This is a genomic window from Rhodococcus maanshanensis NBRC 100610 (assembly GCF_001894865.1).
Taxonomy (GTDB): Bacteria; Actinomycetota; Actinomycetes; order Mycobacteriales; family Mycobacteriaceae; genus Rhodococcus_G; species Rhodococcus_G maanshanensis.
Genome location: NZ_BCXA01000032.1, coordinates 49773 through 75869, shown reverse-complemented (window position 1 = coordinate 75869; position 26097 = coordinate 49773). Strand labels below are relative to the sequence as shown.

At 66.6% G+C, this 26097-nt stretch carries 27 protein-coding genes and 1 tRNA gene; 7 read left to right on the top strand and 21 right to left on the bottom strand.

Going from position 1 to position 26097, the window contains the following annotated elements:
- Nucleotides 1-22: 22 nt before the first annotated feature.
- The 5 genes from RM1_RS16545 to RM1_RS16525 form a co-directional block, all read right to left on the bottom strand.
- Nucleotides 23-1315 carry a DUF7159 family protein gene (locus RM1_RS16545; RefSeq protein WP_083576774.1) on the bottom strand — a complete coding sequence of 431 codons (1293 nt, stop codon included), beginning with the start codon at nt 1313-1315 and terminating at the stop codon, nt 23-25.
- A 148-nt stretch (nt 1316-1463) separates the two neighbouring features.
- The gene (locus RM1_RS16540) at nt 1464-2786 is read right to left on the bottom strand and encodes a UDP-glucose dehydrogenase family protein (RefSeq protein WP_072752836.1); all 1323 of its coding nucleotides are present in this window, start codon (nt 2784-2786) and stop codon (nt 1464-1466) included.
- Between the two features lie 100 nt (nt 2787-2886).
- The gene (locus RM1_RS16535) at nt 2887-3459 is read right to left on the bottom strand and encodes a hypothetical protein (protein ID WP_072752835.1); all 573 of its coding nucleotides are present in this window, start codon (nt 3457-3459) and stop codon (nt 2887-2889) included.
- Nucleotides 3456-5174, bottom strand: a complete 1719-nt coding sequence (locus RM1_RS16530) for an alpha/beta hydrolase (protein WP_072752834.1) — start codon at nt 5172-5174, stop codon at nt 3456-3458. Before RM1_RS16530 ends, RM1_RS16535 begins: the two co-directional genes overlap by 4 nt.
- Nucleotides 5174-5479, bottom strand: coding sequence for a hypothetical protein (locus RM1_RS16525; protein ID WP_143069453.1), 306 nt, complete (start codon nt 5477-5479; stop codon nt 5174-5176). The genes RM1_RS16530 and RM1_RS16525 overlap by 1 nt, the downstream gene beginning before the upstream one ends.
- A 236-nt stretch (nt 5480-5715) precedes the next feature.
- Here RM1_RS16525 and RM1_RS16520 point away from each other — a divergent pair, with 236 nt between their 5' ends.
- Nucleotides 5716-7005: an acyl-CoA dehydrogenase family protein gene (locus RM1_RS16520; RefSeq protein ID WP_092667833.1), complete on the top strand. Its 1290-nt coding sequence runs from the start codon at nt 5716-5718 to the stop codon at nt 7003-7005.
- 64 nt (nt 7006-7069) lie between these two features.
- Here RM1_RS16520 and dcd read toward each other — a convergent pair whose 3' ends face one another.
- Nucleotides 7070-7648, bottom strand: a complete 579-nt coding sequence (gene dcd, locus RM1_RS16515) for a dCTP deaminase (protein ID WP_027501596.1) — start codon at nt 7646-7648, stop codon at nt 7070-7072.
- Between the two features lie 77 nt (nt 7649-7725).
- Here dcd and RM1_RS16510 point away from each other — a divergent pair.
- Both RM1_RS16510 and RM1_RS16505 read left to right on the top strand, forming a co-directional pair.
- Nucleotides 7726-7799, top strand: a tRNA-Gly gene (locus RM1_RS16510).
- Nucleotides 7800-8257: 458 nt separating this feature from the next.
- Nucleotides 8258-9205: a DUF1254 domain-containing protein gene (locus RM1_RS16505; RefSeq protein WP_072752832.1), complete on the top strand. Its 948-nt coding sequence runs from the start codon at nt 8258-8260 to the stop codon at nt 9203-9205.
- A 770-nt stretch (nt 9206-9975) separates the two neighbouring features.
- On the opposite strand, the gene RM1_RS16500 is transcribed toward RM1_RS16505, so the two are convergent.
- The 3 genes from RM1_RS16500 to RM1_RS16490 all read right to left on the bottom strand — a co-directional run bounded on the left by RM1_RS16500 (nt 9976) and on the right by RM1_RS16490 (nt 11835).
- A complete protein-coding gene (locus RM1_RS16500) occupies nt 9976-10620 on the bottom strand; it encodes a dihydrofolate reductase family protein (RefSeq protein ID WP_072752831.1) in 645 nt (214 codons plus the stop codon).
- A 66-nt stretch (nt 10621-10686) separates the two neighbouring features.
- Nucleotides 10687-10887 carry a hypothetical protein gene (locus tag RM1_RS16495; RefSeq protein ID WP_072752830.1) on the bottom strand — a complete coding sequence of 67 codons (201 nt, stop codon included), beginning with the start codon at nt 10885-10887 and terminating at the stop codon, nt 10687-10689.
- A 282-nt stretch (nt 10888-11169) separates the two neighbouring features.
- Nucleotides 11170-11835 carry an alpha/beta fold hydrolase gene (locus tag RM1_RS16490; protein ID WP_218019712.1) on the bottom strand — a complete coding sequence of 222 codons (666 nt, stop codon included), beginning with the start codon at nt 11833-11835 and terminating at the stop codon, nt 11170-11172.
- 317 nt (nt 11836-12152) lie between these two features.
- Here RM1_RS16490 and RM1_RS16485 point away from each other — a divergent pair, with 317 nt between their 5' ends.
- On the top strand, nt 12153-13151 hold the full coding sequence (locus RM1_RS16485) for a putative endonuclease domain-containing protein (RefSeq protein WP_072752828.1): 999 nt from the start codon (nt 12153-12155) through the stop codon (nt 13149-13151).
- 96 nt (nt 13152-13247) lie between these two features.
- Here RM1_RS16485 and RM1_RS16480 read toward each other — a convergent pair whose 3' ends face one another.
- Both RM1_RS16480 and RM1_RS26205 read right to left on the bottom strand, forming a co-directional pair.
- On the bottom strand, nt 13248-13832 hold the full coding sequence (locus RM1_RS16480) for a hypothetical protein (RefSeq protein ID WP_072752827.1): 585 nt from the start codon (nt 13830-13832) through the stop codon (nt 13248-13250).
- Between the two features lie 124 nt (nt 13833-13956).
- Nucleotides 13957-14436 carry an SOS response-associated peptidase family protein gene (locus tag RM1_RS26205; protein ID WP_143187333.1) on the bottom strand — a complete coding sequence of 160 codons (480 nt, stop codon included), beginning with the start codon at nt 14434-14436 and terminating at the stop codon, nt 13957-13959.
- 79 nt (nt 14437-14515) lie between these two features.
- Here RM1_RS26205 and RM1_RS16475 point away from each other — a divergent pair, with 79 nt between their 5' ends.
- Nucleotides 14516-15094 carry a carboxymuconolactone decarboxylase family protein gene (locus RM1_RS16475; RefSeq protein ID WP_072752826.1) on the top strand — a complete coding sequence of 193 codons (579 nt, stop codon included), beginning with the start codon at nt 14516-14518 and terminating at the stop codon, nt 15092-15094.
- 292 nt (nt 15095-15386) lie between these two features.
- Here RM1_RS16475 and RM1_RS16470 read toward each other — a convergent pair whose 3' ends face one another.
- A complete protein-coding gene (locus RM1_RS16470; protein ID WP_072752825.1) occupies nt 15387-16067 on the bottom strand; it encodes an SMI1/KNR4 family protein in 681 nt (226 codons plus the stop codon).
- A gap of 262 nt (nt 16068-16329) precedes the next feature.
- A complete protein-coding gene (locus tag RM1_RS26200) occupies nt 16330-17223 on the bottom strand; it encodes a hypothetical protein (RefSeq protein ID WP_143069527.1) in 894 nt (297 codons plus the stop codon).
- A gap of 663 nt (nt 17224-17886) precedes the next feature.
- On the opposite strand from RM1_RS26200, the gene RM1_RS26195 reads away from it, so the two are divergent.
- Entirely contained in the window at nt 17887-18261 is a 375-nt protein-coding gene (locus RM1_RS26195; protein WP_169922339.1) for an STAS domain-containing protein, read from the top strand.
- Between the two features lie 462 nt (nt 18262-18723).
- On the opposite strand, the gene RM1_RS27195 is transcribed toward RM1_RS26195, so the two are convergent.
- The 5 genes from RM1_RS27195 to RM1_RS16435 all read right to left on the bottom strand — a co-directional run bounded on the left by RM1_RS27195 (nt 18724) and on the right by RM1_RS16435 (nt 22657).
- Nucleotides 18724-18954 carry a three-helix bundle dimerization domain-containing protein gene (locus tag RM1_RS27195; protein ID WP_072752822.1) on the bottom strand — a complete coding sequence of 77 codons (231 nt, stop codon included), beginning with the start codon at nt 18952-18954 and terminating at the stop codon, nt 18724-18726.
- The gene (locus tag RM1_RS16450) at nt 18944-19243 is read right to left on the bottom strand and encodes a hypothetical protein (RefSeq protein WP_143069525.1); all 300 of its coding nucleotides are present in this window, start codon (nt 19241-19243) and stop codon (nt 18944-18946) included. The genes RM1_RS27195 and RM1_RS16450 overlap by 11 nt, the downstream gene beginning before the upstream one ends.
- Nucleotides 19244-19755: 512 nt before the next feature.
- Nucleotides 19756-20091, bottom strand: a complete 336-nt coding sequence (locus RM1_RS16445) for an ArsR/SmtB family transcription factor (RefSeq protein ID WP_072752820.1) — start codon at nt 20089-20091, stop codon at nt 19756-19758.
- Nucleotides 20092-20180: 89 nt separating this feature from the next.
- Nucleotides 20181-21413: a cytochrome P450 gene (locus RM1_RS16440; protein WP_245816396.1), complete on the bottom strand. Its 1233-nt coding sequence runs from the start codon at nt 21411-21413 to the stop codon at nt 20181-20183.
- On the bottom strand, nt 21413-22657 hold the full coding sequence (locus RM1_RS16435; protein WP_245816395.1) for an MFS transporter: 1245 nt from the start codon (nt 22655-22657) through the stop codon (nt 21413-21415). Before RM1_RS16435 ends, RM1_RS16440 begins: the two co-directional genes overlap by 1 nt.
- Before the next feature lie 146 nt (nt 22658-22803).
- Between RM1_RS16435 and RM1_RS16430 the strand changes: the two genes are divergently transcribed.
- Nucleotides 22804-24216 carry an FAD-dependent monooxygenase gene (locus tag RM1_RS16430; protein WP_072752819.1) on the top strand — a complete coding sequence of 471 codons (1413 nt, stop codon included), beginning with the start codon at nt 22804-22806 and terminating at the stop codon, nt 24214-24216.
- Here the strand turns inward: RM1_RS16430 and RM1_RS16425 are convergent.
- The 3 genes from RM1_RS16425 to RM1_RS16415 are packed head-to-tail and all read right to left on the bottom strand — an operon-like array spanning nt 24179 to nt 26086.
- Entirely contained in the window at nt 24179-24853 is a 675-nt protein-coding gene (locus tag RM1_RS16425) for an HAD-IA family hydrolase (protein ID WP_245816393.1), read from the bottom strand. The two genes, RM1_RS16430 and RM1_RS16425, sit on opposite strands and share 38 nt — an antisense overlap.
- A complete protein-coding gene (locus RM1_RS16420) occupies nt 24850-25722 on the bottom strand; it encodes an AfsA-related hotdog domain-containing protein (protein WP_072752817.1) in 873 nt (290 codons plus the stop codon). Before RM1_RS16420 ends, RM1_RS16425 begins: the two co-directional genes overlap by 4 nt.
- Nucleotides 25685-26086 (bottom strand): hypothetical protein, encoded by a 402-nt coding sequence (locus RM1_RS16415; protein WP_143069523.1) that lies wholly within the window; start codon nt 26084-26086, stop codon nt 25685-25687. The genes RM1_RS16420 and RM1_RS16415 overlap by 38 nt, the downstream gene beginning before the upstream one ends.
- Nucleotides 26087-26097 lie beyond the last annotated feature (11 nt).

The window sequence follows — 26097 nt, the reverse complement described above, 5'->3', positions numbered from 1 at the left end:
CCCACTTACCGCCGGCCAGACGTCAGCGGACCATCCCCGGCGGCAGCTCCATGCCCGGCGGCACCTCGATCTGTATGGGGTCCGGCAGGTTGAGATAGCGCCGCGGTGGCGGACCAGGAACCGGCGGCGGCTCCGAGGTCGCCTGTGACGGCTCGGCGGCCGGCTGCGGCGCGGGCGCGCGCGGGGTCGACGACGGCGGTGTCGTGGTGGTGGTCGGGGGCGCAGTCGTCGTGGACGGCGCATCCCGGTCCTCGGTCACCGCGGTGGCGCGGCCCTCGCCCTGGGTGGTGGCGGCGCCGTCGCGCCCCATCGACAGCCCGATGCCGGCGACGACGACAAGGCCGGTGGCCGCCGCCCCCGCGATCGCGAGCTGACGGCGGGACGGGCCACGGGTCCGACGAGGGCTCAGGGCATCCGCGGCGCTCCACTGGGGTTCCGGCGGCGCGACCGGTGGCGCTACCGGTGTCGCCAGCATGGCCGCGCCCTGCGCCGCGACCATCTCCGGTTCGGCGGGCACCACCGTCGGAAGGTTGAGCCAGTTGCGCAGGATGGACTGCACCAGCGGGATGTGCGCGCCGCCGCCGAGCAGGACCACCGCATCGGGATAGCGGCCGGACGCCGCGATCACCCCTCGGGCGAACCGCGCCGAACCCTCGACGGGCACCACGATCATCGATTCGAAGGTCTCGCGGGAGAGCAGGATCAACCCGGCCTCGCTCGGCACGGCGATCGCCTCGCTGGCGGAGAGCTGCTCCTTGGCGAAGCGGCACCGCTCGTTGAAGGCGGTCGCCTCGTCGGCACCAACCGGCGAGACGATGCCCTGCGCATTGGCCTGGTGCTGGCTGATCAGCCAGTCGAAGTAGTCCCCCGCGATCTCGGTGCTGCGCTCGGCGGCCAGCACCGTCCCCGACGCCCTGTCGACCACGCTCACGGTCAGGCCGGAGCTGCCCAGGTCATAGAGGACCAGCGTCCGGAAGTCGTAGATCTCCCCGGTGGCCTCGAGCCGCGTGATCGCGGCCGTGCTCGCCGGGATCAACTGGTAGTTGTGCAGGCGCTGGCGCGCCATCGCCTGCTGCAACGCGTCGGCCTGACGCTGCGTGGCGTACGCGACGCCGGTGGCACCGACGGTCTCCCCGCCCTGCGCGAACAGCACCCCGATGGACTGGGCTGCCGTCTCCTCGGCGCGGTGCGGCACCGTCGCGATGACCTGCCGCTGGAACGCGTCGACCCCGCCTGGCCCGCGGCGGGAGGCGACGTCGGGACGCGCCATCCGCACGGCACTGGACCCCACCGACACACCCAGAACCGCACTCATCGAGCCGCCTTAAATCGGGTTTGCACGCAGCCGACGCTCGAATCGCGCGCACTTGGACGAGGTGAGCATAACGAACGAGTGTCCAGCCGCACCCCGCGCGCGGTGATCGCAGGGACGCCGACCTGGCCGATCGTCCAGCTCACCGCCCTCAGCTGCGGCCCAGGCCTCGGTAGGTCCATCCCGCGGCCGTCCACTCAGCGGGATCGAGGCAGTTGCGCCCGTCGATGAGCACCTTCGAGCGGACCGTCCCCGCGAGGTCCTCGGGACGCAGCGCCTTGAACTCGTCCCACTCGGTGGCCAGCAGCACCGCGTCGGCGTTGTCGCACGCCTCCTCGACCGAGGTGGCGTAGTTCAGCGTGGGGAACAGCCGGCGGGAGTTGTCGAGCGCCTTCGGATCGAACACGCTCACCACCGCGCCGTGCAGCTGCATCATCCCGGCCACGTTGAGGGCGGGCGAGTCCCGGACGTCGTCGGACTCGGGTTTGAACGCCGCGCCGAGGACCGCGATGTTCGCACCGAGCAGCGACCCGCCGCATGCTCTGGTCGCCAGCTCGACCATCTTGGTCCGGCGGCGCATATTGATGCTGTCCACCTCGCGCAGGAAGGTCAGCGCCTGATCGGCGCCGAGTTCACCCGCCCGCGCCATGAACGCCCGGATGTCCTTCGGCAGGCAGCCTCCGCCGAAGCCCAGTCCCGCGTTGAGGAATCGGCGCCCGATCCGGGCGTCGTAGCCGAGCGCGTCAGCCAGCTGCGTGACGTCGGCGCCGGTCGCCTCGCACACCTCGGAGATCGCGTTGATGAAGGAGATCTTGGTCGCGAGGAAGGCGTTCGCGGACACCTTCACCAGCTCCGCGGTCGGCAGGTCGGTGAGCAGGAACGGCACCTCGTCCTCGATCAGGCGCGCGTACAGCCGGCGGAGCAGCGCCTCGGCGCGCCCGGGGCGAGCGGGGTCGACCCCGAGCACGAGGCGGTCCGGCCGCAGGGTGTCCTCGACGGCGAAGCCCTCGCGCAGGAACTCGGGGTTCCAAGCGACCTCGACCTCCTCGCCCGCAGGCGCGAGCTCGCGGGCCCGCGCGCCCAGTTCGGCCGCCGTGCCGACCGGCACCGTCGACTTGCCGACGATCACCGCGGGCCGGTCCAGCAGCGGGGCGAGGGTGTCGATCACCGAGTGCACGTGCCGCAGGTCGGCGCCGTACTCGCCCTTCTTCTGCGGTGTCCCCACCCCGAGGAAGTGCAGGTCCGCGAACGCGGCGGCGTCGGGGTACGAGGTGGTGAAGTGCAGCCGGCCGGCGTCGATGTTGCGTTTGAGGACCTGCGCGAGGCCCGGTTCGTAGAACGGCACCTCTCCCCCGGAGAGCTTGGCCACCTTGCCCGGGTCGATGTCGACCCCGAGCACCTCGTGTCCCAACTCGGCCATGCAGGCGGCGTGCGTGGCTCCGAGATAGCCGGTTCCGAAAACGGTGCAGCGCATAGGTAGTTGATAGGCGCCCAGGGTTAGCGCAGCGGATACCCGGTGCAAGGGTCGCGGCAACAGCAGGTGTACATCCGGCGTCGGGCAGGCGAGCGGCCGGTCAGGGCCTGTCGATGACCTCGGGTTGGCCGCCGGCGCCCGCGTTGGCGCGCGGGAAGCAGGCGGAGGTGCCCGAGACCGACAGGCTGCCCCGGCCGTTGTCGTGGGCCACGATCGCGGATCCGTCGGGCATGGTCGCGACCGCGGTGCTGCCCTCCCCCGACGATCGTCGGACGAGCGGCCGGTCCCGGTCGTCCCAGTAGGCGGCGATCGCGTCCAGCTCCTGGGCCGCGCCGCCCTCGGGGATCCCGCTCACCCAGTAGTTGAGGGTGAGGAAGACGGGGCCGGCGGCGTCGCCGTCGTTGTCGTCGCAGGGCGTGACGCCGCCGGGGTTGAACGCCCCGATCGACGAACTGGGATGCGCCAGAGTCAAACTGGCGCCTTCGGGTAGCGCGGAGAGGGCCTCGCCGAAATACTCGACCAGCGCAGCGGCGGCGGCGACCTCGGTCAGTGCGGTGTCCACGTGGGGCTCCTCGTCTGAGCTGCAGGCGGCGGCGAGCAGGACGACGGCGCCGAGCGCGCTCGCCGTCAGCGTCCTGCCGACGCCGGTTCTCGGCGCGATCTCGGGCCTCACGAGGGCCCTCCCAGCCCGGCGATGATCCGCCCCATCCCCTCCAGCGACGGATTCCGCAGATCCCAGTACTCGCTGTGGACCCGGGGATTGGCGCCGAGGAGCGGACCCGGATCGCCCGGGTCGCTGGCGAACACCCGGCCCCCGAAGTCCGGGTCGGTCGGATCGGTCCCATGCACGTGCCTGCCGGCCAGCGTCGCGTCCCCGATGTACGGCACCGGGTCCCAGCGGGCCGCGGTCGAGTACACGTGCGCGCCGACATCGCCCGCGTTGACGCCCTCGAGGTGCAGCTCCGAGACGTGGTCCGCGTTGACTCCTGGACTGCCGACGAAGACCAACTCGTCGACGTCCAGCGATCCGCCGCCGACCGCGGCCGTCCCGATCACGGTGCTGCCGTAGCTGTGTCCGACGATCACCTGATGCGCCGCCTGCCCCTGGTGCGCGGCCCGCAGGCCGTCCTGGAAGCCGTCCAGCCGGGGTGCGCCCCGTTCCGCGAACCTGTCGAGCCCGGCCTCGGGGATGCTCTGCGGCGCGTTGTAGCCGTACCAGGTGACGACGGCGGTCACGGCGAGCGGATCGGCGCGGGTCGCGGCGTCGAGCATGCGGGCGGACCGGTCGATGTCGCCCCCGATGCCGCCGAGGTGCGAGCCGGTGCCCGGCACGAGGGTGGCGACGTTGTCGGCGAGGTCGGGGTTGCCAAGGGCGATCGCCGCCCGTCCGCCGCCGTCGATGCCCATCAGGAGCCTCGGCGGCGCCGACCCCACGTCGAGGGCGCGGCGCACGGCCCCGTACTCATCGGATTTCGCCTGGAGCGGCTCGCGTTCGCCCCGCCACGCGCTGTACTCGGCCCAGGCCTTCCACGCCTTCTCGTCGCGGGAGTTGGACGCGGGCTGGGCCGGCACGTGTTCTCCCGCCGCCCATCCGGGATGCTTCGTGTCCACCGCGTCCAGCGCCGCCGCCGCCCGGGTCTGCAGGTCCTCGAGATGCATCCGGTTGTAGCGATCCTTGTCGGCGGCCGGGATGCCGTCCCGGTTGCCGACCTCGCGGTCGTGCGCGAACAGTGCGTCCTTCTCCTCGGCGGTCAGGCCCGCCCAGAACTCGTGGAGCTCCGCCGCGCCCGCGGGCAGGGCGGATCGCCCGTCGACGATGTCCTGGACGCGCGGGCCCGGCGCAGGCGCCGCGGAGACCTGATCGAACTCCGCCAGACAGTCGGTCAGCGTCGCGGCGGTGCGGCTGTCGGCGAGCGCGACCTCGTCGAGCGCCCGGGCGATGTCGTCGGAGAGCTCGCGCGCCCGGGCGTCGAGGACCCGCTGCGCGAGGGCGCCGTCACCGGCCGCCGCCACGGTCAGTCCAGCCCCGGCCGCCGGCGCGGTGACGGTGCCGTCCTCGGACACCGCGAAGCCCTCGCCGAGCGCGCCGTCGATCACCGAGACGGCGTGCGCGGCAGCCGATTCGATCGTCGCCGCGCCCCGGCGCAGCGACGAGGAGGTCGCGAGCAACGCCATCGCGATCGAGTTGCCCGCGGACCGTTCCGCCACCGCGCGCTCCCAGGCAGCGCGCGCCGCGTCGCCGTGCCAGGTGTCGAGGACACCGTCGACGCTGCGGACGACGAGGGCGATCTGCGCGTCCAACTCGGCGGTGGTCCGGGCGAGCTCGTCCGCGGAACCGTTGAGGCATTGGGGATTCCAGCCCCGCAGCTGGCTGAGCGTGGGGCGCATCAGGCACCGCCCGCCGACGCGAGCAGACCCCTGTTCCCGGCCTCGGTGTCGTCGTACCTCGTTGTGTTGGTGGCCGCGATCTGTGACATCACCCGGACCCTCGACCCGATCGCCCGCACGCCGGCCGCGATCCGGTCCGCTCCCGCGGCGTAGGCCGCGGCCGTGTCGGACCCGGCGAGCCCCTCGGCCGCACGCCGGAACGCGCGTGCGGTGTCGATCTCCTCGATGGCCTCGGCCGCCGACTCCAGCGCCACCGCGAGCCGTGCCAACGCGGCGGTGTCGACCGCCATCTCCCCTGACGTCATGGTGCCCCCCAGCAATCAGTCCACGCCATCTGCCAGCACCCTAACGCAGTCGGCGGCGCGTCGGCGGCGGATCCGGCCCCGCCGCCTCGACGTAACGTCCGACACATCCGCGAATTGCGCTAACGCGGGATCGGCACCGGTCGATAAGGTTCACGGCGGCGCGCGGGAGGGAGATCGCGCGCCGGCCGGGGCTCGGTTTCGGGCTACCGCCATGAGTTCAGGTGATAGGGGGTTCGGTGCCGGCATCCATCCGCATCGGGCAGGACGAGTCCGGTATCGAGTTTCTCGGCCAACCGCGACGAGAACCCAACCGCGCGGGCGTCGGTTCCGCTGCGACAGTGATGGATTCACGCCGACCGAGCGTTCGGGGCAGGGACGCGGCAGCCCCCGCTGGCGCCCTCCGCGGTCTCGACGAATGCGTACGGGTCGCCGCGGTGTGGGCGGACGAGGTCGATCGCGACGCACGGTTCCCGGCGGAGGCCGTCGCGGCGCTCAGGTCGGCCGGGATGCTCGGCGCCGTGGTGCCGACCGCCCTCGGCGGCGGTGGGCTCTCCCTGACCCAGCTCGCCGCGATCACGCGCACACTGGGCCGGTCCTGCGGGTCGACGGCGATGATCTTCGCGATGCACCAGGCGCAGGTGCTCAGTGTCGTCCGGCACGGGCGCAGCGAGTCGATGCGCGCGCTGCTCGCGGCCATCGCCGCGAACCAGCTGCTCGTCACGTCCGCCACCACCGAGATCGATGTCCGCGGCGGCATCCGGTCCAGCGGTTGCGCGGTCGAGCACAGGGACGGCCGCGTCCGCCTGGCGAAGACGGCGCCGGTCATCGCGTACGGCGCGTACGCCGACGTGGTGATGGTGACCGCCCGCCGCACCCCGGCCGGCGCGCCGAACGATCAGGTCGTGCTCGCCTGCCCGAGGTCGGAGATGAGACTGACCGCGGTCGGCACCTGGGACACTATCGGCTTCCGCGGCACCAGGAGTCCCGGCTTCCGCCTCGCCGTCGACACCGGGACCGGAGCGCTACTCGACGATCCGTACGCGGAGATCTCGGCGCGGACGATGCTCCCAGCGGCGCACGTGCTCTGGTCCGCCGCCTGGCTCGGGATCGCCGACGCCGCCCTGCTCAGGGCCAGGCGGTCGGTGCAGACGGCCCGACGCCGCTCGGCCGGGCCGCCGCCCCTGAGCGCGATCCGGCTCGCCGAGCTGGTGATCGCGCACCAGCAGCTGGTCGACACGGTCCTCGGGGCGGCGGCGCGGTTCGAATTCCTCGCAAGGAACCCGGCCGCGGTGTCGCCGGTCGGGGTGGTGCTGGAGTTCAACGCGGTGAAGGTGAGCGCCTCGGCGCTGCTCATCGACCTGGTCGGCCGGGCACGGACCATCTGCGGGTTCGCCGGGACGCTGCCGGACCACGACCCCGCGATGAGCCGGCACCTGCGCGACGCGTACGGGACGGCGGTCATGGTCAGCAACGACCGCATCCTGAGCCACGACTCCCAGCTCGCCCTCCTACGCGAGGGGCACTAGCCGGGGCCACGGTCGAGCCGAAATGCGGTGCGGCCGTCCGCGTTCCGACCGCGGTGGTGCGGGGCTACTGCGTGGGCGCCTTCACGAAGTTCAGGTACGCCTTCGACGGCGTCGGGCCGCGCTGGCCCTGGTACTTCGACCCGACCGCCGCGCTGCCGTACGGGTTCTCGGCGGGGCTGGACAGCCGGATCAGGCAGAGCTGACCGATCTTCATGCCGGGCCACAGGGTGATCGGCAGGTTCGCGACGTTGGACAGCTCGAGGGTGATGTGCCCGCTGAAGCCCGGGTCGATGAACCCGGCGGTCGAGTGGGTGAGCAGGCCGAGGCGGCCGAGGCTGGACTTGCCCTCGAGGCGTCCCGCCAGGTCGTCGGGCAGGGAGCAGAACTCGAGCGTGGAGCCGAGCACGAACTCGCCCGGGTGCAGCACGAACGGCTCCCCCTCCGCAGGCTCGACGAGGCTCGTGAGCTCGTCCTGCTGCTGAGCGGGGTCGATGTGCGTGTACCGCGTGTTGTTGAAGACGCGGAACAATCGGTCCAGGCGGACGTCCACGCTGGACGGCTGAACCATCGAGTCGTCGAACGGATCGATGCCCAGCCGCTGGGTGGAAATCTCGGAACGGATGTCGCGATCGGATAGCAGCACAGCTAGAGGTTAGCGGTCTGCTAGAGTTGCCGCTCGCAGGGTCTTGCAGTGCCTCGTCGGGCGCAAAACCCCTGCATGCCGATGTAGTTCAATGGTAGAACATCAGCTTCCCAAGCTGAATACGCGGGTTCGATTCCCGTCATCGGCTCCATCCATCCCGCCTCCCAGTGTGAATCGTCATCGTAGTAGTCATTTCCCGGCGCTCTGACCTGCGGTGTGACACCTCGCGTGACGACGACAGGGCACGAGGTCGTCATCAAAGTTGGCATTTGTTCACGGCTGTTCGTTGGCTTCACGAAGTGTGGCGGTAAGTCGGATCGGCAGACTGGTGCGTTCCTGGACCGGCTCACGTGAACTTGGCGAGCAGGCACATCGTCGCGATCGGATGGGGGAGGGATCACCCGAGCGTGCTGAACCATCCTCTGTGACGCGTCGGTCACGCCCTGACGCCAGTTGGTTCTCTCGGAATGCGGGCCCTACCAGTTACTCGGCCGATGACGCAGGTCGGGCGGATATCGCGGCCAGCGAATTCACCCGCGACGGGCGAAGGTGGCTCTCCCACGGGCGATTAGCGTCACGGTTGACCTGTTGATTCGAGAAGGGACGCCCGTGGCTGAGATCGTGACGCGAGACAACTTCGTCGAGGCTGAAACCGCGCACTACTTCCGGGAGCAGCTCGCCAAGGCCCCGGTCAACGAGTACTTCCACTCAAGGGTGCCGGTGAACGTGGAAACCCAGGTCGTGATCCGGTCGAACGTGGACCTGATCTACTCCTTCGCCGTCGTCGACGCGACCGAGGAGGCGACCTTCTCGCTCGCGCCGTCCAACGAATACCAGGTCGCGGAGATCATCGACGAGAACCATTACGTCGTCGGCGTGATCTACCCCGGTGAGACGTTGACGGTGCGCAACGCCGACCTGTCCGCCGGCACCCACGTGTATGTCGCGGGTCGCACCGCGACTGCCGGCGGGCTCGAACGCGCCCACGAGTTGCAGGATGCGCGCCGGATCACCGCCGCGACCGCCAACCCGTACCGAGGCCGGGAGTTCGACGAGGACACCCGCAAGTCGGTCGGCGCCGAGCTGGAGACTCATGCCGCCGAGGCGGACTTCTCCAAGGGCTTCGGTACCCCAGCCAGTACGGACCCGTACCAGCATCTGCTGGGCGCCCGCCTGGGCTGGGGCGGTTTGCCGCCCGAGGATGCCCAGTACTTCCAGGCGGTGGCCACATCCACCGGTGCCGATGTGTGGACATTCGATGTTCCGCCGCTGGACTACGAGCACAACGGCTACTTCTCGGTGATCAAGTACGACGGGATGGGCTGGCTCGACGTCGACCGACCCGGCCTGTCCGACAGCGAACTGGTCCGCAACGACGACGGCACCATCAGCATCTGGTTCGGCGACGACCGCGTAGCGAACAAGCCGAACGTCATCCGCGCGACCGAGGGCCAGAAGTTCTATTACGGCATGCGTGTCTACCGTCCGCGCGACGTCGAGGAAACTCGTCAATTCATCGAACAGGTTCGGTCGACACCGATCACTCCAGCTGGCTGACAGCTGCACTGCCAGCCGCTCCACTGCAGCCTTGCGCAGCGCACGACCGCAGCATCAACCACCGACCCAGTCCTTCCGAGCCCGTTGGTACACAAGCGAAGCCGGCCAGCATCGATTGGACCGCCAGGCCAGGTCAGCAGGGACCGTTTCTGTATCGCGCACCGACAACAGCCACTCGCAACGCCGTGCGATCCGGAGCCGACCTTTGGCCAACTGTCCTGACCAATGGCCAACAATGTTGACGAAGTGGCCAACTTGGGTGACCGTTCACACGGCCGGGCCGTCTCCAATCCATTACCGCGCCACCAGCCAATCAGTTCCATGGCCTGCGCGCCACCAGACGCGAAGGCCAATCGGTGCGGGCAGCGACCGACCGCTCGTCGCTACCGATGACAGTAGATGCCCACGCCGACAGAGCAGCTCAGGACCGCAAGACTCTCAACTGGACTCGGCCCGATCTGCCTGGGTCTCTGGTTCGTTCGGCCACCATCGTCCATCATCATCGACCGTGCATTTCGCGGCCTCCGCGTGATACCGAAGGTCTGGAATGAGGCCACTCGCGATCCCCATCACGATCATCCGCGGAGATCGGTGTTGCTGATGCCCGGAGATGCCGCCACCGCTTCGCGGATCTGTACCGGGATCGGAGTCCGACCACGACGCATCCGGTCGAGCAAGACGTTCCGCTCATCCTCGGTGATCAACCCGGCAGCCCACTACGCCTCCGGCGAGGCGAGCCCCACCTTGATCCACGGCCGACTGGTCCGGCCTCACTTCCGCCAGAACAGGTGGTGCGTCACGCCGCTCGGGCTGGGCACGACGTCCTGGTGGAACCGGTCGAGCAGCTCATCGGGGGACTCCCACAGCCGGGCCCCGGAGCCGAGCTTCGTCGGCGCGACCGCCACATGCAAGGTGTCGAGGAGGTCGGCCTCGAGGAACTGCCGGATGATCGTGGCCCCACCGCCAAGCCGGACGTCCTGGCCCTGCGCTGCCTCCTTCGCCTGGGCGAGCACCGCGGCCGGGCCGCCGTCGACGAAGTGAAACGTGGTGTCGGAGAGCGTGAACGACGGGCGCTTATGGTGCGTCATGACGAACACCGGCGTGTGGAACGGGGGCTCGTTACCCCACCATCCCTGCCACTCGTGGTCCTGCCAGGGCCCGCGCTGCGGCCCGAACTTGTTGCGGCCCATGATCTCGGCGCCGATGTTGCGGGTGTGGTCCCGCGTGAAGTAGTCGTCCAGACCTCGGCCACCGGGCTCGGAGCGGTTGATGGGCGGGTGGTCGGTGGCAAAAGCCCAGGCGAGCAAGTTCCCCGGATCGACATGACCGAACGGCTTCTCGAGGCTCTGGCCCTCGCCGGCGCCGAACCCGTCGCTCGAGACGGTGAAGTTCTGGACCCGCAGCAACTGGCTCATGTCGCTCCTCCTGTTTCGCACTTTCTGATCATCTGACGAACGGTAGACCAGCCAGGCCAGGAAAACTCATCGCCGCATCATGCAGTTCTCATCGAGCGCCCACAGCCGCGCGCCGGGCGACGACTCCCCGTGGTCATCCCCGGTGCGGCCGCGTACCCCTCGCCCGGCGAGCGTCCAGCGGAAGCGGGGCTTCCGGCCCTTGCTTTCGCCGCGGCCGGCCGCAGCCTCGTGGGCCAGCGTCCGGTTGGCCACCAGCACCTCGATCACCTGGCCGTGCGTCAGCTCCGCCCGGGGATCGGGCGGGCAAGAGGGGCATCGACGATCCCCGCAACATCCAGCCGGCACAGAGGCTCGGCAGCGACGGGCAGAGCACCCAAACGCTTGGTCACCACGGACTCAATCATTCACTCCAATACGGGGGCGTTCCGTTCGTGGCCGCGGGGACGGGGCTGAGGAGCGGGACTCGAAAAGCGGCGCTGAGCCGATCTCTGGCACGGGACGCCATTCCAGGTGGCACCTGAAGCCAGCTACCGCAGATAATTTCGCGACTCAGACACCACGAGACAGGCTGTCAGGCCAGCAAGCGGACGAGGGTTGCCGCAGATAATGCGCCACAATCTCGGCAGGCCAGCCGGCGAGCGCCCGGCCGAACGTGGTCTGGTACGCCGTCCGCATCGCATCCAACTGCTCGGGCGGGAACAGGTCGTCGGTGTTCGAGTCCCGCAGCCGCTGTGCTTTCTCTTCCGACAGGTAGTCGACGATGTCCTCGTGCGTCGGGTCGAGCAGGACCAGCCCGGTGACCTCGCCGGGAAACCGCTTCGCGTAGAGCCGCGCATACAGGCCGCCGAGTGAGTGCCCGACCAGCACGTATGGGCCGGGTACAGCAGCAGCGTGCAGCAGCTGGTGCAGATCGTCGGTCACCTGTGTGCCGCTGCGCGGGAGGTCCACCGTTTCGCTCCAGCCCGTGCCGAGCCGGTCGTAGATCACGCTGGTGGTGAACTCCGCGACGAGATTGTGGACGTTCCAGTAGTAAAGGCTGAACATTCCGCCACCGGCCAGGAACACCACAGTCGGCCCACCGGCACCGGACCGGTGCAGCAGCGTCGCGCCATCTTCGACTTCGAAGCGCCTCCCCATCGGGCTGTGGCCGCGCTCGCGGTGTTCTCCACCTTGTTCACTCCTGTCGCAGGGAATCTGGTCAGCGCACCAGAGCATGCGGTCTTGCCAGGCTGCCCACGAGGCAGCTCTGCCCAAGGTCCGACCAATCCGGATCAAGCGGCACCGCCATGCACACTTCGCTGCTGAAAAAGGTAACCGGGCGACGCTGCGGGTTACTGTCCCTTGTCACGAGACCTAGGTCAAACCTAGGGTGGCGCGGGCGCACAGCGGCCGGTATTCGGTGGCCCAAGCTGGGCGAGAAGCCCTCAGTCTCTTTGCACATCAAAGACGCTCCGGCCAAGCGGCCGGCGGGCGAAGTCGTCACGATCACGCTTTGAACACCTCTGATGGGCGGCAGCTTGGATACTCAAAGCGTGACCACCGGCTCCTTCTTCGCTGACCTGTTCCAACCGACTACGCCGCGGAAGGTGATCGTGTCGGTGCGGACTCTGCGCACCGCGATCGAGAGTGCTCTGATGTCGTACACCCGTCCAGAGCTCGAAGTGGTGCTCGCCGACGAGCTGAAGCTTCCCTGGACCCACAGCGAATCACCCGAGGACCAGAGCACTAAGCGATCGCTGATCGAGGCCTACATGCCCGAATGGACAGTTCCACAGTTGGTGGGCCTCGCGCGGAGGATCCTCTCCGAACACAACGTCTACACCACAGAGATTCAGGATCTTCTGGCCGAATACGACCGAGGCGGCGGCGTCGGATCCCCCGCCAAGAACCTCATCTTCGCCGCGAACGGCCCCAAACCTGAACTCGTCCTTCGGGACGCCGTCAACAACGACATCGAGATCGTCAAGAACGCCAAGTACTGCCTCGTGTTTGAACAACCGATCCCAGCCGACGGCCTCAGCTTCGAGCGGCTCATCGACTGGTGGCGCGATCGCGAGGGTCTCACGGAGTCCGATGACAGAGCGGTGGGACTGGATCTTCATCAGCGCCTCGCCGCGAGCATCGGCGACAACCCCGCCGAACGCCTCGTCTTCGATGTCTACAGTCGCCGCTACAAGCAGCACGGATTCGGAATCCCAGCCCTGATTCCGCAGGTCTACCTCCACTACGATCCCTACACCGTCCGTAGCCGCGGCACCCGGAACAACCCCCTCGCACGACAGCGAATGGATTTTCTGCTTCTCTTCAGTGACCGCCAACGTGTGGTCATCGAGGTCGATGGAAAGCAGCACTACTCGGACCGCGACGGCACCGCGAATCCCACGCTCTACGCGGAGATGGTGGCCGAGGACCGCCGCCTACGACTTGCCGGCTACGAAGTCTACCGATTCGGCGGCAAAGAACTCATGGAACCTCTTGCAACTGAGATGGTTTCGTCATTCTTCGACGAGTTACAGCAACGCATGAGCTGACCGACGCCTTAGTCTGGCAGAAGGCCTCATTTCACGGTGCTGCGAAGCAGGCGGGCCGGCAGGGGCTGCGTCCGGACAGTCGCGCGGTGGTGCCGGTCAGATTGATTCTGCGCTGTTGGCCGACTCGACGAACCGGGACCAAAACGGCACGCGGACGGTGATGGGCGAAAGAGACTTCCGGCCCTGACCGAGAGGAAACTCATTGGTCAGATATTCGACGAGGTTCGCCCCGTAATAGATGATGTCGGTCTGCCATGCCGAGAAGACCGGCGATCCCGTCGGGGAGGGTGCGGCGGGCGTGAAACGGTGCCCGTAGATCGGGACGAGGCGCGGCCACGCCCCGAGTTCCCGACGCACGGTTGTGGCCACATTCTCGGATGTGGAAGGCAGTTTGCCCCACGACGCCGGCCAGAAGGGCGGTGTCTGATGCAGTGCATCCCAAATGAAGCCCTCGGCGACGCGGTCCAGCCAGGTACCCAGCTTGAGATCGTCGCCATTACGCCAGTCCGGCCAGCCGTCGCCGACTGGTAGAGCCGTCGCCAGAAGACTTCGGTGGTCGGGGTTGAAGTGAAATCCAAAGCGTTCGTGAACATTGGAAAACTCAGCATCGGTCAGACCGCGGTCGAGTTCGACCCCAGCTTCGTTGAGCAGTGCTGCTGCTTCGCGCCCGATGTGTTCCATTCGAGGAGTCTCGCAGACACACCGACAACGATAGGAAGACCGCACCGTGGGAAGCCTGCACATCCGCCAGTTGACCGACCTACGCGATACTGATCCCACGTCACCGCCGCCTGCGGATCGCAAGCTACGAAGTCAATCGGTTCGGCGGCAAAGAACTCGCGGAACCTACGGCAACAGAAATGGTCTCGTCATCCTTCGACGAGTTGCACCGCGCATCCACTGACCCGATCCGTAGTCCAGTAAAAGGCCCCACTTCACCGTGCTGTTTGACCTGCCGGACCGGGTCGACGCCGGGCTCGTCGCTGGGCGACCCTTCAAGCACCACGTCCACCCGCTTCGTCGGGGCGATGTTGTAGGACGGCGGCAGCTCCTCCCCGACCGCCTTGGTGGCCTCGAAGGCCGAGAGCAGGTCTCGTCGGCTGCTGGTGGATGCGGAGCGTCCGCACACGACCTCATCGCCTCCTCGTGGTGGGCCTCGACCACTATCTTCCCGCAGGAAGGCCGTACGGACGTCATCGTTTGTAACCAGCATCGCGACTTCGCAGACGCGAATTCCCGCCACCAACTGCCAAACCCGCAGAGAAGGAACGACCTGCCGCAGCACGGCCCCACTGTCACATCCGGTGACCCGGCGGTGTCTTCATGGCGGACAGGCCGACAGGCCACCGAAGGAGGAGAAAACCATGACACCGCGCATTCCGAAGGCAGAGCTCCCCGCCGGGATGAGGGAAAACCTGATCAGGCAACTCGGTGCCGTACCCGAGCCCGTCGAAGTGCTCTGGAACAACCCCAGGCTCGCCGAGGACAACCAGGAGTTCACGGCCAAGATGGGCGCGTGGGACGCGGCCGACGCGAGCCTCAAGACCTTCGCGCACATGGCCGTCGCGGCGCAGGTCGGCTGCAGTTGGTGCCTGGACATCAACTACTTCGCGGCGCTGAATCAGAACCTGGACCCGGCCAAAGCGAGCGAGGTGCCGCGTTGGCGGGAGTCGGAGGTGTTCACGCCGTCGGAGCGGGACGTGCTGGAGTACGCCGAGGCCATGACGAACACGCCGCCGACCGTCACCGACGAGTTGTCTGCGCGTCTGCTCGACCGGCTCGGCCCGGCGGCGCTGGTCGAACTCACCGTGTTCATCGGCTTCGCCAACCTGTCGACCAGGGTCAATACCGCGCACGGGATCACGTCCCAGGGCTATTCCCAGGCCTGCACGATTCCACTAGCCACGCGTACCAAGCCTTTCGACGCCGCGCCCACGGCATGACCGAGGACACCGAGGACCCGTTCGTCGCCCGTCGCGGCCTGTTGTCACGGTCGCCTAGGCGCTTCGCCGATGCTGGCCACTCTCGGCCAGCATCGGCAAGTCCGGGGTGGGCATTCGAGATGAAGTGGGACGGGTAGCGCGCTATCGCCGTCGTGCGCTGTGACCGGTGCCACCTGTTCAGCCGCAACGGCAACGAGGTGACCGGGCGCCTTCCCCGATCTGGTTTCGCCGCTCCTGGACGTGCTCAGGGGCCGGGGACGCCACCGCGACCCCAGGCGGGGAACGAGACACCTCAGGCCTGGTTCGTGCCGTGATCTGTGAACTCAGCAAAGCTCTCCACCTGGTCAAGGTCCGGCCCGAGGGCGCGGGCGAGCCAGAGTTCGTACCAGTCGAGGAACGTCAGCGACTCGCGGGTGTCTGGGTGAAGCACAGGCAGCGCGGCGGCGTGCTCGTAGCTGTGCAACCACACCTGCCCCGCAGCCGGGCCGCGCAGGATCAGGAGGTTGTACATGCCGCATCCCTCGTCCGCGAGGAATGTCGCACCTCGATGGATCCGGCCGATGTTCTCCGACCACTGGAACTCGGAGTCCTCGGCGGCGGGCGGGCAGGGTCGCTCGGCGGAGAAGGGGAAGTCCGCGGCGTAGTCGATCGCGGCGTCCTCGGCCTCCTGCGCCAGCGGGAGCAGTCCGAGCATCGGTCCGGCTCCTCCGTCGCCCACCCGGGTGATCCACTCGCGGTAGTCGGCAGGAAGGCCGACGCCGAGCCGGTTCTCGAATGCAGCGAGCACGTCCGGGTCCGCCGGAGCAGCGTGCTCGTAGCGATGCACGGCTGCCCCGTGGATGCGGCATCTGTAGCCGATGACCTCCCGGTCGCCGAGCGATACGACGGTGGTCTTCAGATCGGCTGCTCGTAGTCGGTCGAGGCCGGTCAGGATCTCGGCGATCCGGTCCGGATCCGTTTGCGCGTGTTTCATATTCACATCCTGATGGATGCGAAGACCTGCCTCTGGGGTCGGTGACACACCTACATTGACAGGACGCGTCCGACACGCCCGACCACGGTCAGAGCGCACAGGCGCGTCCTGTCAATCTTCGTTGCAACTCGACCACCCCGCGCACGCTGCCGACACTCGCTGCTGGGCGCCCAGCAGCGCCCACACGAAGACAGCAGGAAGGCCGAGCACGAACCACCCGCGGCCACCAGAGCCACCGCAATCGGAGTGGTGACCTGTCCGGTCAGGCGGACCGGTAGCTCGCGCGTGCGAGCACGGCAACTTCTCCTGCAACCGTTGCCGAAAGATTGATCGTGCAGGAGTCTTCGGCAGCGTGTTCGACAACCGCGGACAGATCCACTCGAGTGCTCGACGGGATCAGCGCGCGCGCGTCGATCAGTTCGGATGATGTCGGGATCACCTTCCGTCCAGCCAGAATTTCGGAGGCCAGGATCGCCCCGAGCTCGAACTTCGCGCTCAACAGGTACGCGATCGGCATTGCTGGATAACCGGAGAAGTGGCCGATGCACTGCTCGGGGGTCACCTTCGAAAAGGCTGTCGCTGAACGCGTTTCGACTCGCACGTCGTGTATCGGCATCGGGGCCGTGTATGGGTTGAAAAGCAGATCGTCTTCCGTGTCACGCCTGAGGTACCCAAAGATCTTGCCGAACGCCGACTCAGTGAAGACGCTGTATCCGATATCCACACGAATCACGGAGCCCCCACCAACTGTCACCGCACACTGTGCTTGCGCGGTTCGCTGGGAAGTGAGTGCGCCGGTTGCTTTGGCCGAGATGATTGCCCCCGGTCCGTATTCTGTGTCGCTCAGTGGCGTCATGGTTCCGGTTCGCGCGAGGTAGTAGCGTCGACCGCCGTCGTCAAACGAACTCGCGACGGCACACAAACCCGCGATAGCCGAATGCCGGGCGAGTTCAGCCATCGTGATGGGCCCGTCATCGCCTGGGTCGACTTCCGTAGGGAAGTTGCAGGTCACCGTGCCGCCAGAGGGGATAGCGAGGTCTTGTAGCGCAAAATATGGCGCCCGAACGCAAATCCGATTCAGCAGTGCACCGACACCTTCATTAACAAAAGTCGTTGAAAGTGACGAGAACCCGACAGTGCTGTTCAAATCTTCCACGGTAACCTCCGCTGGTCAGTAACCAAACATGGGCTAAGCAGGAGAACTGAATTGGGATTGAAATGACGGAACGCGCGCCGAATCGAGGCTCGCACGCCAATCGGCGGAAGTCAAACACAAATCCCGGGTTACTGAACCGGACCGCTTAAACAGCAATTTACCGCCGAATTGACAAATTGCTGTTGTCAATCGCGTGCGCGGGCAGCGGACACGCCCTGTGGGACTCCGCCGCAGGTCACGCCTGTGGGCGGTTCTTGGACCTAGCCCGGGAGATCAGCAACCCGAGGCAAGTTCCGACGACGCAAATCAACAGAGTCGCAAGCCCTTTAGTCCAGCTACCAGCCGAAACACTTAACACGACGCCAAGGACGACGGACATGACGAGACCTGCGATCAACCCCCGCCGCTCCGTGAACGTCATACGCACTTGAAGAACAGTACAGTTCCCGCGATCCGAATCTCGACGTATACAGCATTCCGCAGAGGTGGTAGACAGGAGTTGGTTGAGTCCACAGCCCCGCAGATCGCCTCTCGCGTGATCGCCGGTACCAATCGGCACCTGCACTTCGGGCGTGGCCCTTTTCGACTGAGAGGCCCAAATTAGGAGTCCTGTCATGTCGATTTCACCCATTCTCGCCCGCGCGCCGGCGACGTCGGAGGGCCTTGCAGTTGGCCGAATACCCGCAGGTGTACCCAGCGTCGCAATCGGCGTCATCGAGGTATCGGGGGACGTGGACGCGGACACGTTGCCCGATCTCGTCGAGCGCCTGGACGCCGGGAGTAGACGCCGCCGACCACGGCCTCATCGTCGACCTGTCCCGAGTCACCTTCCTGGCGGTGTGCGCGATCGAAGCCCTCATCGAGGCGCACTACCGCGCTGGATGCGCGGGGATCGACGTGGTCCTGGTGGTCGGTCCGCGCTGTGTGAAGCGCGCGGTCGCTGCCACCGACGCTGACATGCGGTTCCACTGCTTCGCAAGCCCGCAGCGCGCGTTCGAGGTATGCGAAAGCCGCTATCGCTGGTCGTCGCTCTGGTAGGCGCCCACTGTCCGCAATAGACTGGACTCAGTGTCACACCTACCACCGCCTGCGTAGGTGTGACGCAGGTGGTGGCGCCCCATTGCGTCACCGCGCCAGCAGGGTGGCCGCTTCCATACTCGTGGCCGCTCGCTGAGTGACCGCGCGCACGGCGCAACGGGTTTCAACCGTGCGCGCGGCCCGCGGGCCACGCAGCACACCGTTGTTGGCCGATGAAAATGCGCTTCACGGTCGGCATAAGAAGGCCTCGCCGCCCGAGGGAGCGGCGAGGCCTTTGCCGCAGCTTTGGGAGGTAACGGCGAGGCGGAACGATAGGCGACCCCGGTCGGGGCGCGCTTCGATACTCAGCAAATTCTCAGCAACAAGGTCCACGAGCCGACCCGCACCGCGTGCCCGGGGCGACGCGGCGGGAAGCGTGGTTCACGCCAGGGCCACTGAAGGCGGCGGGAGAGGCGGTACAGTTCAGCCTGGGACCTGGTGAATCTGGTTGGGGCGCACCAGCTCCTCCGCGGCCCTCCGCTCGACGAGGACGGGTACGAAGTCGCGAACCCCGCGGCCATCGAATCGGTGGTGCACTCGATCGACCGTCTCGCAGATCACTTCCCCGGTCACATCGGGGTGCTTTTGTCGGAGGCGGTCGCTCACGAACTCCAGATGGCGGTGTTCGTCGCTCGGCGGCAGATCAGGATTCATCGTTGCCACCTTGGGCCTGTGCCGGGTAGCGCTCGAGGAGGTCGAAGTACAGGTCCTGACGGATGAGCTCGCGGCGCCCGGAGCGCACTGCGGCGAGAAACAGGGTCGCGCGGTCCCGGTCATGTAGGAGGGATTCGCGGTCCTGGTCGTCGACCTGTTCATTCGCCAGACGTGATTCGATCTCAGTCACGACCGCGGTGAGATCCCCGACGTCACTCACAACTTCGATTGTGCCGCCGGTCGCGGGGAGCCGGGCAGGAATCGATCCGACTGCCGCGAGACGCAGCATGTGCGGAGCTTGGTGCGGTGGCCGTAACGGCTGTCACCGCAATACGATGTAACTCAGTGTCACACCTACTCACCCCCCTGCGTAGGTGAGGCACCCCGGTGGTGGCGTCCCATACGTCATCGCACCAGTCGGTGGCCCCTCGCGGCCGCTCGCTGAGTGCCCGCGCGCACGGCACTGGTTGGTCCCCGGCCGTGCGCGCGGTCCGCAGACCAGGGTGCGCGACGCTGCTAGCCAGTGAGACTGGCGACCTCATCAGCGACGATCGGTTATGAGTGTGGGCCCCGCCGCTCTCCACGACTGCGAGGCCCACGTGCCATCCCAACTCAACGCAGGACCAGGACAGCGGGGAGGACGGTAGGCGACCCCGTGCGGGGCGCGCTTCGATACTCAGCGAACTCTCAGATAGCGCGATGCGGGTGGCGAAGGCTGCGCTCTCCAACGCCTTGCGACCACCGCGAGCGCAGGTGCAGCCTGGCTGCTGGGCCACGCGTGCGCGCTACGGACAGTGCACATCATTGTGCGCCCATGCGTGCCTTGCGGTCGGCAGCGACGATCAGGTCGAGGAGCCCGGGGAATGCCTTCTCGAGGTCGTCACGGCGTAGTCGGGTCATGCGGCCGTTGCCGACGTCGCGTTGCCAGACCAGTCCCGCGGTTCGGAGGACCTTGAAGTGGTGGGTGCGGGTGGATTGGGCCCAGGGCATGCCGAAGACGCTGCAGAACTGCTCGGTGTCGTCGGGTTGTTCGGCAAGCTGGACGATGACGCTGCGCCGGTTTTCGTCTGAGAGTGCGTGCAGGATCTTCGAGAGATCGAACTCGTCGAGGTCCGGGTGTCCGTCCTGATCAGCCATGTCAACCGTGTTCCTTTCGCGGAGGCGCGGCAATACCTCCGCAATAAATGGTACCTACTGAAAATGTGGCTGGTTGCACTCCCGTGGGATCAGATTGCGGAGTCGACAGGCAGGCTCAGGGGGCGGTGCACAAGCACACCGGTGTCCCAGGCGATGGTTTCGGGGTCCACCGCGAGGCGAAGGTTCGGCAGGCGGTTTGTCAGCACGGTTATCGCTTCGATGATCTCCATGCGGGCCAGGGCTGATCCCATGCAGTGGTGCATACCGTAGCCGAACTGGAGGTGCCGCTTTCCCGTTCGGGCGGTGTCAACAACCCATGGTTCCGGGAAGACCTCGGGGTCACGGTTCGCCTTGTGCGCATCGGCGTAAACGATCTCGCCTGCTCGAAGGGTTCCAGTTCCACTGGAAAGTTCGATGTCGCGCGATGCGATGCGGGGGAATGTCGAGATCCGCCCGAGCGGGAGCAGACGGAGCAGTTCCTCGACTACGTCGGGGACCGTCCTCCGGTCGTCCGCCATCAGGTCCCAGAGGCTGTGCTCCACCAGGGCTGTGTAGATGATCTTCGACAGAACCGACAGGACGTTCTGGTCGCCTCCGACCAGGGAGCCGAGCAGCGTCGCGGCGTACTCGGCGTCGCTGACCGGTGGTTCGACGGTGTCTCGGGCGGCGAGGAGATCCTTGATGAGCCCGTTACTGAGGTCGCGTTGGCCGCTGACGAGGTCTTCGATGTAGTGGTAGAGCTCCCAGAAGTCTTCGAGAAGCTGGGGCACGTCGGTGTCGTGGGCGAGCTGCATTTGTCGGGACAGGTGCCGAAATTTGGGGATGTCGGATGCGGGGATCCCCAGGTAGTAAGCGTTGACGTTGATTGTCAGGGGGTCGAGGACCTCGCTCATGAGGTCGACGTCGGCGCCCGCAGTGAGGGTGCTGCTGAGGCTGTCGACGGCGGAGTCAGCGAGTCGACGTACGGTCGGCGCGAGGCCAGTCATCGCGTTTGCGCTGTAGCCCGCGGCGACGAAGCGCTTGAGCCGCCCGTGATCTGGCTGATCGAGGTTGAGGAGCATGTCCTCGGGCATGATCGTCGGCAGGAAGCTCGGGCCGTCATCGACGTTGGTTTCGCGTCGGATGAACGAGGTGTCGGTGAGCACCTGGTGCACATCGGCGTAGGTGGTCAGATGAACTGCGGTATGGCCGGTGGGCAATGTGATCTGCGGGAGCCCGCCTGGTGAGAGGGCTGCTTGGGTGGTGATCATTCCCGGCGGGGTGATGTTGGGTATCGAGCGAACGTCGAACCGGACACGGCTCGGGCTGGCGGGTGCGGACATCAGGCCTCCTTGGTCGACTGTGCGGACTTGCTGCGGACGATAAGGATCGCGATAGTGATCGCGATGAGGAGGCTGATCAGGCCGACGACGGTGGTGTCGAAGGCGCAGCGGTACACCTCGGGGTGACCGGGCTGGCCCGCGGCGGTGTCTTCCGCGGCGGCGCCGGTGAGTTGTTGACCGACAACCGTCGACAGAACGAATGCGTAGCCGGCGACGAACATCGCTTCGCTGCCGATGCGGAAGAAGTTCAGTAGGCCGGCGGCGGTGCCGGCGCGTTCGGCGGGGACGACAGCGAGCGCGTGGCCGTCGACGAGACCGATGGGCAGGCCAAAACCGAACCCTAGCAGGACCATTGGGACGATGACCCAGGCGATCGAACGGTTTTCGGACAGGAGCAGCATTCCGATGTTGCCCAGGATGAGCGCGGCGAGGCTCGCGTAGACGACGGATCCGACGTGGACGGATCGGACAGTGTTGACGAGCTTGGCGACCGCAGTCGGGGCGACGAGCACGGGAATGGTCATGGCCAACATGGTCAGACCCGCGGCGCCGGGCGACATGGACTTGATGCCACTGAATGCCGACGGCAGATAGGTCAGCAGGGTGACAAAGCCGATGGAGCCCGCCACGGGCACGAGGCACATCGCGAGGAACTCGCGGTTACGCAGGAGGGTCAGGTCGAGGATGGGCGCTCGTTTCCCGCCTGCGGGGGCCGGAGCAGGTCGCGTGCTCGGGAGAGCCCGAGAGCCGACAGCAGCGAGAGCGAGGACTGCGGCCTGAACGAGGAAGACCCCGCGCCACCCGACACCTGCGACAAGGAGACCGGAGATGGTTGGGCCGAGGGCGAGACCGAGGCCGTTGATCGTGCCGAACAGCGCGAACGCTTGAGTCCGCACGGCCCCTTCGAAGGTCTTGGAAAGCATGGCGGTTGCGCCGGTGAGGATGGCGGCGGCGCCGATACCGGCGACGAGGCGAGCTCCGTCGAGGATCGCGAGCGACGGTGCGGCTGCGCTGATAGCGCTGCCGACGGCGAACAGTGTCGCACCGAGGGTGAATGTCACGCGGTAGCCGATGCGGTCGCTCAGGGATCCCCACGCCAGCACCCCGAGGGCGAACGCGACATTGAACCCGTTGACCACCCACTGCAGGGCGGTCGGTTGGGCTCCAAGGTCACTGGAGATTTCTGGGAGGGCGATTGCGGTACCGGCGATCGCCATAGGAGTGACGAACTGCGCGGTGAGCACGATCGGGAGCGTCCACCGGCTCGGTGGCGGCGAGATTGTTACGGAGTCCTGCGAGGTGGCAGTCACAAGGGTTCTCACTTCTTCGTAGGTTCGAGGACTATAGTAGCTATCATGTCTGTTGAACCCCTGCAACTGGAGTCGCTCCGATGACGCCGCCGATCAGCGTCGATGTCGTGATTGTTGGAGGTGGCCCGGTAGGGATGCTGCTCGCCGCTGAGCTGGCTCTTCAGGACGTGGAGGTGCTTTTGCTCGAGACACGGACCGAGGTCGACGAACGTCCTCGGGCCGGAACAGTGCATGCGCGGTCGCTGTCGCATCTCGCTCGCCGTGGCTACATCCCCTCATGCGAACCAGAACAGATCCCCCAGGTTGCTGGCACCGTGCAGCGCACCGGGTTTCAGTTCGCCGGCGTTTCCGGTTTGACATTGAGCGCGCCCGCCGAGGAGCCTGCGCCCATCGCAGGAATTGGGCAGGCGACCCTCGAGGCGGCATTCGAGCTACGCGCCCGCGAGCACGGCGCAGATATCCGTCGTGGGGTTACCGCGCGCTCTGTCGTCTGCAGCGGGATCAACGGCAATAGGCGTGTCCAGGTGCAGTTCTCATCCGGTAGTGGTGCCACGAAATCCATTGGCACAGTGACGGCGCAGTACTGCGTGGGGGCCGACGGTGCGCGCAGCCTCGTGGCGACCGCTGGCACATTTCCATCCGTCGAGGTCCCGGCGACGATGAACGCGATCGCCGGCCTCGCACGTGCCGGATTCGGCGGTCCGCCGGCCGGGTGGAACCCCACGGCGAACGGCTGGACCATGCACAATCCGAATCCGATCGGCCAGGGACGGGTGATCGGGATGGATTTCCGCGGCCCTGCGGCCGACAGATCAGTCCCTACTGAGTCGGAGTACCTCGACACGATGACTGCGGTCCTGGGTGAAACGCCTGACCTGACTTTGATTTCCCACCTGACCCGATTCAGCGACTACGGGCGCTATCGCTCCGCGATGCGCAATGGCAGGCTTCTCCTGATCGGCGACGCCGCCCACATCCACTACCCGCTGGGAGGCCAGGGCCTCAACACCGGGATGCAGGATTCGTTCACCCTCGGCTGGCGCCTGGCAAAGGTCGTGCAAGGGAAGCTGGCCGATAACACGCTCGACGACTGGTCCCGACGCCGCGCGGCCGTCGCAGCGGTCGTGGTCGGGAACACTGTCCTCCAGTCGCGAATGATGAATCCCGCCATGACCGATCTCCGCGACGCGATGCAGGCGATGTTGACAGTTCCGTCGATCCACGACGGATTCGCAGAAATGATCTCCGGCCAGTTTCAGCCGGGTTTCGTGACCGATCTCGCTGTCACGGACCACGACTCCGGGAAGACTACGAGCCTGGCGCGACTATTGCAGTCTGGACGCAGCGTCGAGCTTCGAGTGGCCGAGGACGCACCGCGGCTGGGCGAGGACGATTCTGACCGGATGTCGATGACCGGTTCCATCGCCCCCGCCCCTCCGTGGCGGTCGGCTCACATCACACCGGATGGCTACTTAGCGCATTCCGTTTGCTGAGCAGCTCGCGGACATCGCCGATCGCCTGTTCTGCGTCGACGAACTGAACTGCGGACCAACCGGACTGACGAGCTGCAGCGCAGTTCTCGGCGATATCATCGATGAGAATGCAGTCATTGGGCAAGACGCCGTTCCGCTCGGCCGCAAGGCCGAAGATGGATGGGTCAGGCTTGCGGACCCCGACTTTGCATGAATCGACAACGTCGGTGACAACACAGTCGAGACCGACCATGGGTCGCCAATACGGCTCCCATTCGACGACATTGTTGCTGAGGATCCCCACCGGAATGCCGGACGTGGCGAGTTCCAGCGCGAACTGCCGAACCGATTCGTTCGCCCGGTGTCCATCGAACCACTGTCGCCCGAAGTCGAGCTCGCTACGCGTGAGATCAACGCCGGGGTACTCGCGGGCGATCACCTCGTGCAGCTTCCTCACCCACGTCCGCTCGTCGACAACCGCGAGCTCGATGGGAGCGAGCGTCGGCATCGAGTACTCAAGGGCGACCGCAGCCATCGCCTCCTGCAGGATGACCGAGGGGATCCCCGTGCGTTCGGCGTAGGTATCGAAGAGCTCAGGCAGTGACGGCGAAAGGACACCGCCGAAGTCGAACCAGACGAAGGGCTTTCGCAGAGTCACTGGACCATCGTCCAAATGTCGACCGGCATCACCTGGAGGTGAACGCGCCCGGTGGCGATGGCCTCATCGCCCTGTGTAATCCGGATAGCCGCGATCACTGCACCCTTGCCGTCCGGGTCGGTCTCGACGACAGCATGCGCGATGGTCTCGAGCTCGAACTCGCCGAACTTCTCGAAGCTGATCTCGAGCTGATGCATCACCATCCGGTTGGTATCCAACCCCAGCGAGGCGTTCGCCGCGGCCATCGCGATCTGGCGGGCGGCCTCGAACTGGAGCATGCCCGGCACGTGATCGAGGGCGTGATCGAACAAGGACGGGTGATTGGTGTCGATCACCGTCACGGCGCTGATTTCGGCGGTGTCGAACGTCGGGTTGGCCAAGATCGCATTTCGCGGATTGTGTCGACCGACTGCACCGGGTCGCATCCGAGCGACCGGTGTGGCATTGGGGATTTCATGCATATCGGGCAGCCCCAGGCTATTACGCCCACGGCACCGGATACGCGTCCACACCTCAGCGGGCATCCACTGGTAGGCCATCGCCTCGCGCGCAGCAACCTTGCCCTCGATGTAAGCGGTCATCTCCAGCGTCAGTCCGGTCACCACGCCGTCGCGCGTCTTCTCGTTGACCACTTCCGCGATGATGGTGCAGTGTCCGGGACACGTCCCGATTCGGAAGGTCTCGCGATCAATGATCTCGAAGTCCGCGGATCCGAAGATGAACTTCTGCGAACGGTCAGCGCCGGCGAAGGTGTGGGCGTAGTAGATCGCAACCTGACGGAATACCTCGATCAGCAGCATCGGATCGTACGTCGCAGCCGTGCCTCGATGATCACTGAAGTAGGAGTGATTGCGCGGTAACCGCGTCACCCCATGGCCACGCCGTGCCTGACTCCGCCACCTCGTTCTGCACCAGGTCAGCCATCGACATCAGCACCTTTTCCTCGTCGTCGTCAACAGACGCGCCCATGCCACTCACTCCGAGCCCGCTCGGGCGGTGGCCCGCTATCGTGACCGAGCTCAGAAGCCACACCCAACCGCCCTCAGGGTCGTACTCGGCTACCCAGTCGATGCGCTCGACATCACCGCCGTACTGACGCACCTTCAGATCCCGGCCAAGCCGATCCAGGGAAATCAACCAGGGGTCGGGCAAATCCGAGAACGTCACTCGAACCCCGTCCTGCGGTGTCCAGGTCGCGGTCAACACTTGTTCTCGGTGATCGAAGGGGACCATCGTGCGAGTCT